Origin of the sequence: Rathayibacter sp. AY1D1, assembly GCF_002932635.1 — a bacterium.
In the GTDB taxonomy this organism is placed as follows: Bacteria; Actinomycetota; Actinomycetes; order Actinomycetales; family Microbacteriaceae; genus Rathayibacter.
Genome location: NZ_PSVY01000011.1, coordinates 32,964 through 46,347 on the forward strand (window position 1 = coordinate 32,964; position 13,384 = coordinate 46,347).

The window sequence follows — 13,384 nt, forward strand, 5'->3', positions numbered from 1 at the left end:
GCGAGCGGCGGCGGCAGGATGGGTGGATGGCCAAGGGCAGGATCGACGAGGCGAGCGGGCAGTCCGCGGTGCGGGCGGCGCTCGCCGGAGGAGCGGACCGGAACACGACGGCGACGGCGGTGCGGTTCCTCCTGCAGATCATCGAGACGAACGTCCCCGGGCGCAGCGTCGAGTTGCGCGTTCCGCCGTTCGGCGCGGCCCAGTGCGTCGAGGGCCCGGGCCACACCCGCGGGACTCCGCCGAACGTGATCGAGATGGACGCGGCGACCTGGCTGCCGCTCGCGACCGGCTCGCTGCCGTGGAGCGAGGGTCTCGCGAGCGGGCGGATCCACGCCTCCGGAGTGCGCGCGGACCTCACGCCGTTCCTTCCCATCCTGCGCGTCGGCTGAGCGTCGGCGAGTTAACTTCTCGTAAACGCGGCGGTGAGCCGTCGTCAGAACGTTTGACCTGGGCTCCGCCGTCGGGTTGTCTGGGAATAACCCCCTCACGCGGCACGAATCCTCTCCGGATCCACCGCTCGATGCTTGGAGTCCCCTTCACGATGCGCAGTACTTCCCCGGGCCGACGCGGCCTCACCCGACTCCTCTCCGCGACCGCCGTCGGCGCCGTCGCCGGAGCGGCCCTCCTCGGCGCCACGCCCGCCGTGGCGGCCGAGGGCGATGTCGCCATCGACATCCTCTCGATCAACGACTTCCACGGGCGGCTCGCCGCCGACCGCGCCGTCGCCGGAGCCGCCGTGCTCGCCGGTGCCGTCGACTCCTACCGCGCCGCCAACCCGAACACGCTGTTCGTCTCGGCCGGCGACAACATCGGCGCCTCGACCTTCGTGTCGAAGGTGCAGGGCGACATCCCCACGCTCGACTCGCTCAACGCGATGGGCCTCGACGTCAGCACCCTGGGCAACCACGAGTTCGACCAGGGCCGCGCCGACGTCGACGGCCGCGTCGTGGACGCCTCGGCGTTCCCCTACGTGAACGCGAACCTCTACGACACCGCAACCGGCGAGCGCGCCTACTCCCCGTACGTGATCACCGAGCAGGACGGCGTCTCCGTCGCCTTCATCGGCGCGATCACCGAGGACCTCGGCAAGCTCGTCAGCCCCGCCACGATCTCGACGCTCTCCATCGAGCCGATCGCCGAGAACGTCAACGAGGTCGCCGCGCAGCTCCAGGACGGCGACGCGGCCAACGACGAGGCCGACGTGGTCGTCCTGCTCCTGCACGAGGGAGCCGACGCCGACGCGGCCGAGCTGAACACTCCGGAGGCGGACCCCAAGTTCGGCGCGATCGTCAACGCGGTCGCCCCGAACGTCGACGCGATCGTCTCGGGCCACAGCCACCAGGAGTACGACGCGGGCATCGACGCGGGCCGGGCCTTCCCGACCGTCGTGTCGCAGACCGGCAGCTACGCCGAGAACATCGGCCGCATGTCCCTGACCGTCGACCCGGCGACCAAGCAGCTCACCTCGCTCACCAGCGAGGTCGTGCCGCTGACGAAGGTCGTCGACGACCCGACCTCCGACGACCCGGCCAAGACGATCGTCGTCGGTGCCTTCGAGCCCGACCCCGAGGTCGAGACCATCGTCGCCGACGCCCAGGCCGTCGCCGTCCGCGAGGGCAGCGTGAAGGTCGGCACCATCACCGAGGACATCTCGCGCGCCTACCGCCCGGACGGCACCACGACCAACCGCGGCTCGGAGTCGACCCTCGGCAACCTCGTCTCGGACGCCCAGCTGTGGGCCACCCGTGAGCTCGGCACGCAGATCGCCTTCTCGAACGCGGGCGGCCTGCGCGACGACCTGTCCTACACCGCGACTCCGGACCAGCCCGGCGACGCGGACGGCGTGGTCACCTACGCCGAGGCCTCCGACGCCCAGCCCTTCGCGAACACCCTGGTGACCCTGCAGCTGACCGGCGAGCAGATCTCCGACCTGCTCGAGGAGCAGTGGGTGGGCAGCTCCAGCCACCCGCAGCTGAACCTCTCCACCTCGAAGGACCTCACCTACGTCTTCGACGCTACGGCGCCCGAGGGCTCGCGCATCTCGCAGGTGTTCTTCCAGAACGAGCCGATCGACCCGGCCGCGACCTTCACCGTCGTGACCAGCAGCTTCCTCGCGAGCGGCGGCGACGGCTTCAGCACCTTCACCGAGGGCACCGGCACGGCCGACTCCGGCCGCATCGACCTGGACGCCTTCGTCGGCTACATCCAGGACCTCGGCACCGTCAGCCCCGACCCCGTGCAGCGCACGATCGGCCTGACCGACAACGTCCCGGACTCGGGCGAGTACGCGGTCGGCGACACCATGACCGTCGACCTCTCCTCGCTCCTGTTCAGCACCGGAGCCGCGGCCGATACCACCGTGACCGCGAGCGTCGACGGCACCGTCGTCGGCACCGCGACGATCGACCCGACCCGGGCCGTCACCGACGACTCGACCGGTCGCGCCTCGTTCTCGGTCCCGATCGACGAGAGCCTGGCGGGCGGCGCGCACACCGCGACGTTCGTGCTCGACACCACCGGCACCGAGATCAGCGTCGGCTTCGCCGTCGCGGCCGGCGCCGGAGCGGGCACCCCGACTCCCGGACCGACCACGGAGCCGACGCCCGCGCCGACCACGCCGCCCACCACGGGCCCCGCGCCGACGCCGACCACTGCTCCGGTCGCCGGCTCGCACCACCTCGCCGAGACCGGAGTGGACGCGACCCCCGCGTTCGCCGCCGGGATCGCCGCTCTGCTGCTCGGTCTGGGCATGACGGTCGCGCGCCTGCGCCGCCGCACCGCCGCGAAGTAGTCGCACCACGCGCACGACGGGCCCTCGACTCCGGTCGGGGGCCCGTCGTCGTGTGCGGGGCGAGCCGATGGTCGACCCCCGGGAGCCGCGGCGGGGAGGCGCTCCCCGAGGAGCGGCAACAGCCCCCGGAGACGCGAGAACGCCGCCTCCCGATCGGGAGACGGCGTCGGAACGCGATGAGGTGCTGTCGCGGAGCGGCGGGGCTCAGTGCTGCGCGGGGACCTGACGGTAGCCGTCGCGGCTGGCGACGAGCACCGTCGACACCGTGCCCCATGCGGCGAGGCCACTGAGGACGACGAGGATTGCGATGCTCATGAGTGTTCTGCCTTTCGTTGCGGCGGCTTCTGATCCATCCGCCGGGATGCTGTGTACAACGTCCAGTGTCCGGCCGCGTGTTCCGTAGGACAATCGAACTGTTCTTGCCCTGACGTGTAGTTTCTCTACATGGACGTGCGACGGCTGGAACTTCTCCGCGAGCTCTCGATGCGCCGCTCGATCACGGCCGTGGCGGAGGCGACGCACCGCACGCCCTCCGCGGTCTCGCAGCAGCTCAAGGTGCTCGAGCGCGAGGCCGGCGTGCCGCTGATCGAGCGCTCCGGCCGCGGCGTGGTGCTCACGGCGGCGGGACGCGAGCTCGCCCGGAGCGCCACCGAGATCGCGATCGCGCTCGAGCGGGCCGACGCCGTCTGGCAGACGTTCAAGAACAACCCGATCGGCGAGGTCACCATCGCGACCTTCCCCACTGCGGGCCAGATGCTCCTCCCGAACGCGCTGGTGGCGCTCCGGAGCGTCGAGGGGCTCGTCGTGCAGTGCGAGGACGCGGACCCCGGCACCGACGAGTTCGCCGACCTGACCGCCGACTTCGACATCGTGCTCGCCCACTCGCCCACCGGCAGAAGCGCCTGGGCCGGCCGCGGACTCGCGATGGCGGAGCTGATGATCGAGCCCCTCGACATCGGCCTGCCGGCCGGGCACCGCCTCGCGGACCGGGCGACGGTGTCGGCGGCGGATCTGGTCGGCGAGACCTGGATCGGCGTCCCGGACGGGTTCCCGTTCGAGCGCGTGATGCAGGACATCGAGACCGCGTCCGGCGAGGCGGTGCGGGTGGAGCAGCGCTTCGCGTCGACCCGCGTGACGGAGGCGTTCGTCGCGGCGGGCCTGGGCATCGCGGTGCTCCCGCGCTACACGGCGGGCGGCGCGGGAGTGGTGGTGAAGCCGCTCCGCGGGGTGAACTCCGTGCGGCACATCGTCGCGCTGATGCGGCCGGACCGGGCGGAGCGGCTCTCGGTCCGCACCGTCGTCCGCGAGCTGCGCGCGCAGGCGGGCCGGCTCGTGCACGCGCTCTGAGCGATCACGGTGCCGTGCCCTCGCCCGCGCGGGGGAGAATGGAGGCATGAGCGATCCCGCCCGCCCCGAGGTCACCCGCGAAGAGGTCGACGTCCGCCGCTCCCCGCGCGTCTGGCGCATCCTGACCCTCGGCGTCGGGCTCGGAGCGATCGCGGCCTTCGTGCTGACCTTCGCGCTGCCCGAGACGCAGGGCTTCTCCCGCGGGCAGGTCTTCGGCTTCAGCCTGCTGCTCTTCGTGACGCTGTTCGGCGCTCTCGCGGGGCTCGTCGTGGTGCTGCTCGACCGGGTCGTCGGCCGGAAGGTCGTCCGGACCACCGCCGAGCGGATCGTCGAGCGCGAGGACGCGGCCGAGGAGCCCGTGGCCGAGGAGGCCCTGCCCGACGCGCGGACGACGTCCGACGAGGACGACCCGCAGACGGGGTCCGACCGGGTCTAGCCGGCGGAGGCGGGCCGCATTGCGGCCGCGGCACTCCGCCCTGCGCTGAGGGTCCCGCCCGCGGCTCGCGCTCGCGGACGGGACCGCGGCGTCAGCGTCCCCGGCGCGACGAGGAGCGGCGGCTGCTGCTCGGGGTGGACGTCGGGCGCTTGGCGGCGGCGCGCTTGGCCTTCTGCGACTTCGAGATCTTCTTGGCCACGAAGGTGAGCAGGAACGGCAGGATTCGGTAGATCACGGGGGACTCCTCGGGTGCATGCGCGCGGGGCCGCGCACCCTCCGATCATGGAGCGGCGCACGGATCCGCGGCACCCGTTGCGCCGCGCCCGGCGCTGTGCAGAGCTCAGCTCAGCTGAGTGCGCTCCACCCAGTCGAGGTACTCCGGGGTGACGGTGCCCGTGACGTACTCGCCGGTGAAGCAGCTGGTCTCGAGGTCGGTGACGTCCGAGCCCTCGAGGATCGCCGCCTTCATGTCGGCGACCTCCTGGTAGATCAGCTGGTCGGCGCCGATCGCCTCCGAGATCTCGGGGATGCGGCGGTTGTGGGCCACGAGCTCCTGGCGCGAGGGCATGTTGATCCCGTACACGTGCGGGTAGCGCACGGGAGGCGCGGCGGACGCGAAGGTGACCGTGTTCGCGCCGGCCGCGCGGGCCATGTCGACGATCTCCTTGGAGGTGGTGCCGCGGACGATCGAGTCGTCGACGATCAGGACGTTCTTGCCCTTGAACTCGCTCGACATCGCGTTGAGCTTCTGACGCACCGACTTCTTGCGGACCGCCTGCCCGGGCATGATGAACGTCCGGCCGACGTAGCGGTTCTTGTAGAAGCCCTCGCGGTACTCGATCCCGAGCTTCTGCGCGACCTGCATCGCGGCGGGGCGGGAGGAGTCGGGGATCGGCATGACGACGTCGATCGCTCCGCCCGGGGTGTACTGCGCGATGGTGTCGGCGAGGCGGTCGCCCAGGCGCAGGCGCGCCTCGTAGACCGAGATGCCCGACATCACGGAGTCGGGGCGGGCGAGGTAGACGTACTCGAACGAGCACGGGATGAGTCGCGGATCCTTCGCGCACTGGCGGCTGGCCATCCGGCCGTCGGGGGTGATGAAGACCGCCTCGCCGGGAGCGACGTCGCGGACGATCTCGAAGCCCTGCGCCTCGAGCACGAGCGACTCGGAGGCGACGACCCAGTCGTCCGGCGCCCCGGTGTTGCTGCGGCGGCCGACGATGAGCGGGCGGATGCCGAAGGGGTCGCGGAACGCCAGCAGCCCGACGCCGGCGATCAGCGCGATCGTGGCGTAGGAGCCCTCGACGCGCTCGTGCACGCGGGCGACGGCGTCGAACACCTCGTCGGCGTCGAGGTCGCGGCCCGACATCGAGGCCTGCAGCTCGTTCGCCAGCACGTTGACCAGCAGTTCCGTGTCGGAGGTGGTGTTGAGGTGGCGGCGGTCGATGCGGAAGAGCTCCTCGGTGAGCTCGCGCGTGTTCGTGAGGTTGCCGTTGTGGACGAGGATGATGCCGTACGGCGCGTTCACGTAGAACGGCTGGGCCTCCTCCTCGCGCTCGGCGTTGCCCTTCGTCGCGTAGCGCACGTGGCCGAGGCCCATGGATCCGAGCAGCGAGCGCATGTCGCGGGTGCGGAACGCCTCGCGGACCTGTCCCGCGGCCTTCTTGATGTGCAGGGTGCTGCCGTCGGCGGTCGCGATGCCGGTCGAGTCCTGGCCGCGGTGCTGCAGGAGGGAGAGGCTGTCGTAGATGGACTGGTTGACCGGTCCGGAGGACACGATCCCAACGATTCCGCACATGCCGGAGGGGCTCCCAAGGGGATAGCAGGGGGGTTTGACGGTCCATCCTGGCACGCGGGGGACTCATCCCCTAATGGTTCGCCGTGGGCGGATCCGTGGTCGTGGGGGTACTCAGGGCGGCGTCGACCGGCGGATCGGCCGGGCGGTCGGTCGGGGAGCCGCGCGGCCGCTCAGCTGCTCGGAGCCGTCCAGGCGCCGGCGAGGCTGCGGTCCAGGACGCGGCGCCAGCCCTGCGGAGCCGCGGACTCGCGGCTGGTCGTGCCCGCCATCCAGAGCAGGGCCATCAGGTCGTCGTGGGTGAAGTCGGGGGAGAGGGATCCGTCGCGGTGGGCGGCCTCGACGAGATCCCGGCCGAGCTCGATCGAGCGGTCGCAGGCGTCGATGAGGGCGACTGCGTCGCGGGCCTGCGGAACTGGGTCCTCAACCTCCACTCCGCGCTCGAGCCCCGGGGCGTCTACGCCGCCCACGTGGCGATCACCGCGCTCATCGACGGCGGCCACCCGGACGCGGCGGCCGAGGTCATCGCCCGGTCCTACCTCGACCTCCACCGCAGCCGCGACCGCGCCGAGCTGCACTACGTGGCCTGGGACGCGTGACCGCGGGCGCGGAGCGGGAGCCGCCGGTGCGGCGGACCCGGATCCGCGCCGCGGCGGGAGAGGGCAGTCGGTAGGGTCGTCGCGTGAGTGATGAGACGAGCAGCTACGCCCGCGCAGGAGTCGACACGGCGGCGGGGGACCTCGCCGTCGAGCTGATGAAGTCGGCGGTGTCGGCGACGCACGACAGCCGGGTCCTCGGCGGGGTCGGCGGCTTCGCGGGCCTCTACGACGTCTCCTTCCTCCGCGACTTCCGAGCCCCCCTCCTCGCGACCTCGACCGACGGCGTCGGCACCAAGGTCGCGCTCGCCCAGGCAATCGACAAGCACGACACCATCGGGCAGGACCTCGTCGGCATGGTCGTCGACGACATCGTCGTGGTCGGCGCCCGCCCCTTCTTCATGACCGACTACATCGCGTGCGGCAAGGTCGTCCCGGCCCGCATCGCCGACATCGTCGCCGGCATCGCGCGCGCCTGCTCCGAGACGGGCACCGCGCTCGTCGGCGGCGAGACGGCCGAGCACCCGGGCCTGCTCGGACCCGACGACTACGACGTGGCGGGCGCGGCGGTCGGCGCGATCGAGGCCGACCAGGTGCGCGGCGCCGACCGCGTGCGCGACGGCGACGTCGTGGTGGCGATGGCCTCCTCCGGACTGCACTCGAACGGCTACTCGCTCGTGCGCCACATCCTCGCCGAGCGCGGCATCGGCTTCACCGACCGCTCCGAGGAGCTGGGCGGCGTGGTCGGCGAGGTGCTGCTGGAGCCGACCCGCCTCTACACCCGGCCCCTCCTCGACCTGCTCGACGACGTCGAGCTCGGCCCGGCCGTCCACTCCATCAGCCACGTCACCGGCGGCGGGATCGCGGCGAACCTCGCGCGGGTGCTGCCGCGCGGCTCCTGGGTCGAGGTCGAGCGGGCGAGCTGGAGCCCGTCCGACGTGTTCCGCGCGCTCGCCGCGATGTCCGGCGCGACGCTCGAGAGCACCGAGGGCACCTGGAACCTCGGCATCGGCATGTTCGCCGTGGTCGCGGCGGAGGCGGCCGACGGCGTGATCGCGCGCCTCGAGCGCTCGGGCGTCCCGTCGTGGGTCGCGGGCCGCGTCTCGACCGCCGCGCGCGGGTTCGAGGGCTTCGAGCAGGGCGCGAAGGGCGTCGACGGCGGAGCGGTCCGCCTGGTCGGGTCCTACGCGGGCTGATCCCCGGAGGCGCCGCGGATCAGCGCGGTGCGGCGTGCGCGCGCTCCCAGGAGTGCTCGTGCCGGGTCAGCAGCCACGAGCCCGCCGCGCAGAGGGCGCAGGCGGCCGCGGTGGCGAGCAGGGCGGTCGCCCAGGTCGGGGCGTCGCGGCTGACGAGCAGGTTCGCGGAGGCGACCAGCACGCCGAGACCGGCGCCCGCGCTGGTGCCGAGCACGAACGGGCCGTCGCGGCGGCTCGCGACGCGCACCGCGACCATGCCGGCGACCGCTCCCGCGCCTCCGACGACTCCGATGCCCGCGCCGGAGGCCGCTCCCATGAGCAGGCCGAAGCTCACCAGCCCGGGCGGGCCGTCGGCGGCGAGGACGCCGGGCAGGTAGAGGACCAGGGCGACGGCGGCGCCGACCGCGCCGCCCACCAGGATCGCGCCGACCAGCAGGGCGGCGGTGACGTAGCCGACCCGCGCGACAGGCCGCGCGGATCCTCCGGGTTCGAACATTCGCGACTCCATCGACGCGGGCCCGCGGGGCAGCGGGCGGTCCTCGGACAGTACGCCCGAACGCCCCTCGGCGGAACCGCCGTCGGGGATCGGCGGGACTAGCGGCGGAGGGTCTCGCTCGGGAGCTCGCCGAACCGCGTCGCGTAGTGCTGGGCGAAGCGGCCGCCGCTGATGAACCCCCAGCGTGCGGCGACGTCGCCGACCACCAGCGAGCCGATCGATCCGGCCGAGAGCTCCTCGTGCGCGCGCTCGAGGCGGACGTCGCGCAGGTAGTGCCGCGGGGTCTCGCCGAAGGCGCGCTGGAACGCCAGCTGCACGCCGCGGACCGTGAGCCCGGCCGCGTCGGCGATGTCGGCCACTCCGAGGGGCAGGTCGGCGTTGGCCTGCACGAACTCCACAGCCCGGCGGAGGCGCCGCGCGCTGACCGAGGGCGGCACGGCCGGCAGCGGGGCGATGCGGTGGGCGAAGGTCTGCAGGGCGGCGAGCGCGGCGATGCGGGCGACGCCGTCGCGCTGCAGCACGGTGGGCGTGTGCGGGGAGGCGAGGGTGTCGCGCAGGAGCCGGATCGCCGCCCACCAGGCGGTCGTGTCGCGCGCCACAGGGGCGAACCGCAGCGGGCCGGGCTCGGTGCCGTGCAGCTCGGCGGCGATCGCCTCGAGGTGGGCGGCCTCGAAGTGCACGAGCGCGTCGCGGTACTCGAGGGCCTCGAAGCCGAAGGGCCGGCCGCTCGGGAACATGGCCGGGCGGCCGACGACGAGGCGGTGCTCGTCGCGCCCCAGATCGAGGGAGGCGCGCCCGGCGGTCAGCCAGAGGGCGACGTAGACGTCGCTCGGGGCCACCGTGCCGCGCACCCGGCCCAGGAAGGAGGCGGAGTGGAGGCTGACGGGCCCGGGCCCGGTCGTCGTGTAGCGGAACGCGAACGGCACGACCGAGCGTTCGGCCCGGAAGCCGGAGCCGTTGTACGAGCCGGCGTAGAAGTCGCGCGCCTCGTCGAGGTCGTTCCCGCGACGCTCCGACTGCCACACGGGCAGCCGTGCGGACGGGGAAGTGCTCATCCGGTCAGTGTCCCAGGGGGCACCGACATTCTGCACTCAGTGGCGGAAAGCGGGAGAACGTGCTCAGCCGAGCGACCCGCGCTCCAGGTGGGGTCCCTCGCCCGCCGGATCGTCGCCCGCACGCGAAACGGGGCCGCCCCGAGGGAGCGGCCCCGATTCACGGGAGGAGTCACGCACGCTTCTGGTGCGGCTCCTCGACGAGGTCCGTGTCGTCGCCGTCGTCCTCGGCGTCGATCCACTTCGAGTAGTCCGGCTCGTCCGGGTGGCTGAGCTCGCGCTCGAGCGCGCTGTAATCGACCGCCGGGCTGAACGACTTCAGCTCACGGGCGATCTTGGTGTTCTTCGCCTTCTGACGGCCGCGCCCCATGGGTGACCCCCTCACGATGACAGGCCAGACGGGCAGTGAGCCGGCTGGGGAAAAGAGCAGACAGGGAAAGTTGAAATCTACGCGGTAGTTTAGCAGACGGGGGACACGCCACCCCGGGCCTCGATCTGCCGGACGGCCGCCCATCCTCGACCGCGTCAGGAGCACCGTGGACAGCGTCGCCCCACCGCGTCCCGTCGTGGTGATCGGCGCGGGCCAGGCGGGTCTGTCCGTGGCCTACTACCTGCGCCGTCTCGGCCTCGTCCCCGGGCGCGACCTGATCGTCCTCGACCGCGGTCCGGAGCCCGGCGGGGCCTGGCAGTTCCGCTGGGAGGCCCTGCGGCTCGGCTCCGCGCACCGCGTGCACGATCTCCCGGGCATGGAGCGGATGGGGCTGTCGTTCCGCACGGCCGATCACCGGCGACCGGCACGGGACGTGGTCCGCGAGTACTACGGGCGCTACGAGGAGGAGCTCGGTCTCGAGATCCGCCGTCCGGAGTCGGTGCGGCGCGTCACGAGTGCGACGCCGCACGACACGGGGTCGCCGCTCGTCGTCGAGTCCGACCGCGCGGTCGAGCGCGCGAGTCTGCTCGTCAACGCGACCGGCACCTGGGGATCGCCCTTCGTCCCGCACTACCCCGGGCGCGACCGCTTCCGCGGCGTGCAGATCGACCCGACCGAGTACGTCCGCGCCGAGGACTTCGCCGGGAAGCAGGTGCTCGTGGTCGGCGGCGGCACCTCGGCGATCGGCTTCCTGCTGGAGCTCGAGCGGGTGGCGCGCTCACTGACGTGGGCGACGCGGCGACCGGTGGTCTACCACGACGGCGAGCAGCTGGCGATGGAGTCGGCGGTGGAGGCGGTGGCCGAGCAGGACCGCGCCGCCCGCGCCGGGCTGCCCCTCCCGAGCATCGTCGGCGGCACGGGCGTGCAGCGCACCCGCCGGGTGGTCGCCGGGATCGAGCGCGGGCTCCTGCACGAGCGGGGGATGTTCTCGTCGATCGAGGAGGAGGGCGTGCGCTGGCCGGACGGCTCCTTCACGCGCGCCGACGCGATCATCTGGGCGACGGGCTTCCGGCCGGAGCTGCGCCACCTCGCTCCGCTCGGGCTGCGCGAGCGCGAGGGCGGCATCGCGGTCGCCGACGGAGCCTCGCTGACGGATCAGCGCGTCTTCTTCGCCGGCTACGGCCCGACGGCCTCGACCATCGGGGCGAACCGCTCGGGCCGGCGCATCGCGCGCGCGGTCGTGGCGCGCCTGCCCTGAGCGCGCCTGCCCTGAGCCGGCCTGATCTGAGCCGGTCCGCCCTGAGCGGCGCGGCGCCTCAGATCCTGCCGTCCCAGTCCACCGGCACCACGGAGCCGCGGTAGCGGATCCCGTCCACGCGGATCGGCCCGGCGAGCGCGGGCGAGAGCGGCGCGACGACCAGGGTGTCGCCTCCGGGAGCGAGCCCCAGCGCCGCCGACAGCACGGCGACGGAGGCGGCCGCCGACCAGGCCTGCGGTCGGCAGGCCGCCGGGTACGGCACCGGCGCGTGCACCTCGGCGGCGGGGTCGCCCGAGTGCAGCTCGGGCATCCGGTAGCCGAAGCCCTCGGCCGCGGCGATCAGTCCGCGCGAGAGGGTCGTCGCCTCCGCCCCGAAGCCCTCCCGGGCGAGCCCGGTGACGGCGATCGCGGTGTCGTGGGCCCAGACGGAGCCGCCGTGGTACGACAGCGGCCAGTAGCCGCCCGAGCCGGTGTCCAGGGTGCGCAGGCCGAAGCCCGAGTCGAGCCCGGGGGAGACCAGCAGCTCGGCGACCCGGGCGGCGTGCTCGGGGAAGAGGATGCCGGTGCCGAGGAGGTGGCCGAGGTTGCTGGTGATCGTGTCGACCGGGCGCCCGGCCGCGTCGAGCGCGATCGCCGGGTAGCCGCCGTCGGCGTCGTCGATCCAGAACGCCTCCGCGAAGCGCGCCTTCAGCGTCGACGCCGCCTCGCGCGCCTCGTCGAGCGATCGCGCGCTGCTCGAGCGGGGCGCCCAGGAGTCCCGCCGCTTCGCGGACCGGGTGGCGCAGGTGCTCCCGACCGCCGACCCCGAGGCGGGGCGATCGGCCGCTCGGGCGCTCTACGAGGCGAACTCCTTCCGCACGCTGCACGGCGATGCGTTCTGGAGCCCCGGAGGAGAGCATCGAGACGCGTTCATCGATCGGACGACCCGGCTCGTGGACACGATCCTCGGCTGACGCGCTCCTACCGCCGGACCTGGGCAGGCCGTTCGCCGGACCTCGCCGTGCCCCGACGCCCCTCCTGGGCTGCTCGACCGGCAGAGGCCGCTCACGCTGATCGAGCAGCGCGCGCAGCGCGCGTATCGAGATCCGCTTGTGTGCAGCGGATCTCGATACGCCCCTGCGGGGCTGCTCGACCAGCATGCGGGAGTGCCGCCGCTACTCCGCGAGGAACTCCAGGACGACGCGGTTCCACTCCTCCGGGTGGCTCACGGTCACTCCGTGCGGGGCGCCGTGGACGACGTGCAGCTCGGAGCCGGGGATCGCCGCGTGGGTGCGGGCGCCGGAGCCCTCGAACGGAACCGTGCCGTCGCCGTCGCCGTGGATGACGAGCGCGGGCACCGACACGTTGGGCAGGTCCTCGCGGAAGTCGGTGGTCGCGAACGCCGTCATGCAGGCGAGGGCGGCGTGCTTGGCCGACTGCTTCGCCAGAGCGATCGCCTCCTGGCGCTGCTCCTCCGTCACCTTCAGCACGCCGTCGACCGAGAAGAAGTCGGTGGTGAACCGGTCGTAGAAGTCGTCTTCGCTCTTCGTGAGGCCCGCGGTCATCTGCGCGGCCTGCGCCTTCTCGAGCGGGCCGTCCGGGTTGTCGTCCGTCTTCATCAGGTACGGCGGGACGGCCGAGGCGAAGACGACGCTGTGCAGGCGATCGGCGCCGTACTTCGTGAAGTAGCGGGCGACCTCGCCGCCGCCCATCGAGAAGCCGACCAGGGTGACGTCCTGCAGGTCGAGCTCGGTGAGGAGGGTGTGCAGGTCCTCGGTGAGCGTGTCGTAGCTGTAGCCGGTGAGCGGCTTGTCGCTGCGCCCGAAGCCGCGGCGGTCGTAGGTGACGACGCGGTAGCCGGCCTCGGCGAACGCGGGGACCTGCTCCTTCCACGACTCGCCCGAGAGGGGCCAGCCGTGGATGAGGACCACGGGGCGGCCCGATCCGCCGGTGTCGTCGACGTGCAGGTCCGTGTCCTTGAAGAGTCCGTGGTGGGCGGTGATCTCGGCCATGGCGAGTGCTCCTTCCGGCGCCGACGATCGGCGTCACTCGATGTTCGAGGACGTCC

At 72.9% G+C, this 13,384-nt stretch carries 15 protein-coding genes and 1 pseudogene; 8 read left to right on the forward strand and 8 right to left on the reverse strand.

From position 1 onward, the window contains the following. Positions 1-26 precede the first annotated feature (26 nt). The 4 genes from C5C56_RS09360 (at position 27) to C5C56_RS09375 (ending at position 4,574) form a co-directional block, all read left to right on the forward strand. Positions 27-389: a sterol carrier family protein gene (locus tag C5C56_RS09360; RefSeq protein WP_104319459.1), complete on the forward strand. Its 363-nt coding sequence runs from the start codon at positions 27-29 to the stop codon at positions 387-389. 152 nt (positions 390-541) lie between these two features. Beyond that, positions 542-2,791 carry a bifunctional UDP-sugar hydrolase/5'-nucleotidase gene (locus C5C56_RS09365; RefSeq protein WP_181136517.1) on the forward strand — a complete coding sequence of 750 codons (2,250 nt, stop codon included), beginning with the start codon at positions 542-544 and terminating at the stop codon, positions 2,789-2,791. Between the two features lie 444 nt (positions 2,792-3,235). Next, positions 3,236-4,138 carry a LysR family transcriptional regulator gene (locus C5C56_RS09370; RefSeq protein ID WP_104223768.1) on the forward strand — a complete coding sequence of 301 codons (903 nt, stop codon included), beginning with the start codon at positions 3,236-3,238 and terminating at the stop codon, positions 4,136-4,138. 46 nt (positions 4,139-4,184) lie between these two features. After that, positions 4,185-4,574 carry a hypothetical protein gene (locus C5C56_RS09375; RefSeq protein ID WP_104250788.1) on the forward strand — a complete coding sequence of 130 codons (390 nt, stop codon included), beginning with the start codon at positions 4,185-4,187 and terminating at the stop codon, positions 4,572-4,574. 91 nt (positions 4,575-4,665) lie between these two features. Here C5C56_RS09375 and C5C56_RS17820 read toward each other — a convergent pair whose 3' ends face one another. Then, positions 4,666-4,809 carry a hypothetical protein gene (locus C5C56_RS17820; protein WP_159940146.1) on the reverse strand — a complete coding sequence of 48 codons (144 nt, stop codon included), beginning with the start codon at positions 4,807-4,809 and terminating at the stop codon, positions 4,666-4,668. 105 nt (positions 4,810-4,914) lie between these two features. Further along, positions 4,915-6,372, reverse strand: a complete 1,458-nt coding sequence (gene purF / locus C5C56_RS09380) for an amidophosphoribosyltransferase (RefSeq protein ID WP_104223766.1) — start codon at positions 6,370-6,372, stop codon at positions 4,915-4,917. A gap of 293 nt (positions 6,373-6,665) precedes the next feature. Between purF and C5C56_RS09385 the strand changes: the two genes are divergently transcribed. Together C5C56_RS09385 and purM are read left to right on the forward strand one after the other, a co-directional pair. Then, positions 6,666-6,968, forward strand: a complete 303-nt coding sequence (locus C5C56_RS09385) for a hypothetical protein (RefSeq protein WP_146086471.1) — start codon at positions 6,666-6,668, stop codon at positions 6,966-6,968. An 83-nt stretch (positions 6,969-7,051) separates the two neighbouring features. After that, positions 7,052-8,161, forward strand: a complete 1,110-nt coding sequence (gene purM, locus C5C56_RS09390; RefSeq protein ID WP_104288439.1) for a phosphoribosylformylglycinamidine cyclo-ligase — start codon at positions 7,052-7,054, stop codon at positions 8,159-8,161. A 19-nt stretch (positions 8,162-8,180) separates the two neighbouring features. Here the strand turns inward: purM and C5C56_RS09395 are convergent, their stop codons facing one another. The 3 genes from C5C56_RS09395 to C5C56_RS09405 all read right to left on the reverse strand — a co-directional run bounded on the left by C5C56_RS09395 (position 8,181) and on the right by C5C56_RS09405 (position 10,079). Next, positions 8,181-8,657: a hypothetical protein gene (locus tag C5C56_RS09395; protein WP_104226816.1), complete on the reverse strand. Its 477-nt coding sequence runs from the start codon at positions 8,655-8,657 to the stop codon at positions 8,181-8,183. A 98-nt stretch (positions 8,658-8,755) separates the two neighbouring features. After that, positions 8,756-9,712 carry an AraC family transcriptional regulator gene (locus C5C56_RS09400; RefSeq protein WP_146086472.1) on the reverse strand — a complete coding sequence of 319 codons (957 nt, stop codon included), beginning with the start codon at positions 9,710-9,712 and terminating at the stop codon, positions 8,756-8,758. Positions 9,713-9,881: 169 nt separating this feature from the next. Beyond that, positions 9,882-10,079, reverse strand: coding sequence for a DUF3073 domain-containing protein (locus C5C56_RS09405; protein WP_097167615.1), 198 nt, complete (start codon positions 10,077-10,079; stop codon positions 9,882-9,884). A 166-nt stretch (positions 10,080-10,245) separates the two neighbouring features. Between C5C56_RS09405 and C5C56_RS09410 the strand changes: the two genes are divergently transcribed. After that, positions 10,246-11,337 carry an FAD-dependent oxidoreductase gene (locus tag C5C56_RS09410; RefSeq protein ID WP_104257889.1) on the forward strand — a complete coding sequence of 364 codons (1,092 nt, stop codon included), beginning with the start codon at positions 10,246-10,248 and terminating at the stop codon, positions 11,335-11,337. 58 nt (positions 11,338-11,395) lie between these two features. Here C5C56_RS09410 and C5C56_RS18435 read toward each other — a convergent pair whose 3' ends face one another. Next, positions 11,396-11,647 (reverse strand): hypothetical protein, encoded by a 252-nt coding sequence (locus tag C5C56_RS18435; protein WP_308471501.1) that lies wholly within the window; start codon positions 11,645-11,647, stop codon positions 11,396-11,398. A gap of 27 nt (positions 11,648-11,674) precedes the next feature. Next, positions 11,675-12,052: pseudogene (locus C5C56_RS18480) on the reverse strand (amylo-alpha-1,6-glucosidase); the annotation flags it as partial. A 61-nt stretch (positions 12,053-12,113) separates the two neighbouring features. On the opposite strand from C5C56_RS18480, the gene C5C56_RS17825 reads away from it, so the two are divergent. After that, entirely contained in the window at positions 12,114-12,290 is a 177-nt protein-coding gene (locus tag C5C56_RS17825) for a hypothetical protein (protein WP_181137576.1), read from the forward strand. Between the two features lie 201 nt (positions 12,291-12,491). Here C5C56_RS17825 and C5C56_RS09420 read toward each other — a convergent pair whose 3' ends face one another. Next, positions 12,492-13,328, reverse strand: coding sequence for an alpha/beta fold hydrolase (locus tag C5C56_RS09420; protein WP_104319461.1), 837 nt, complete (start codon positions 13,326-13,328; stop codon positions 12,492-12,494). Positions 13,329-13,384: the final 56 nt, after the last annotated feature.

Bases quoted from the DNA above. Each gene is read 5' to 3' on its own strand.
- C5C56_RS18435 (WP_308471501.1), bottom strand. From the start codon at position 11,647: ATGCCCGAGCTGCACTCGGGCGACCCCGCCGCCGAGGTGCACGCGCCG.
- C5C56_RS09400 (WP_146086472.1), bottom strand. From the start codon at position 9,712: ATGAGCACTTCCCCGTCCGCACGGCTGCCCGTGTGGCAGTCGGAGCGT.
- C5C56_RS09405 (WP_097167615.1), bottom strand. From the start codon at position 10,079: ATGGGGCGCGGCCGTCAGAAGGCGAAGAACACCAAGATCGCCCGTGAG.
- C5C56_RS09395 (WP_104226816.1), bottom strand. From the start codon at position 8,657: ATGTTCGAACCCGGAGGATCCGCGCGGCCTGTCGCGCGGGTCGGCTAC.
- C5C56_RS09360 (WP_104319459.1), top strand. From the start codon at position 27: ATGGCCAAGGGCAGGATCGACGAGGCGAGCGGGCAGTCCGCGGTGCGG.
- purF (WP_104223766.1), bottom strand. From the start codon at position 6,372: ATGTGCGGAATCGTTGGGATCGTGTCCTCCGGACCGGTCAACCAGTCC.
- C5C56_RS09370 (WP_104223768.1), top strand. From the start codon at position 3,236: ATGGACGTGCGACGGCTGGAACTTCTCCGCGAGCTCTCGATGCGCCGC.
- C5C56_RS09365 (WP_181136517.1), top strand. From the start codon at position 542: ATGCGCAGTACTTCCCCGGGCCGACGCGGCCTCACCCGACTCCTCTCC.
- C5C56_RS09420 (WP_104319461.1), bottom strand. From the start codon at position 13,328: ATGGCCGAGATCACCGCCCACCACGGACTCTTCAAGGACACGGACCTG.
- C5C56_RS09375 (WP_104250788.1), top strand. From the start codon at position 4,185: ATGAGCGATCCCGCCCGCCCCGAGGTCACCCGCGAAGAGGTCGACGTC.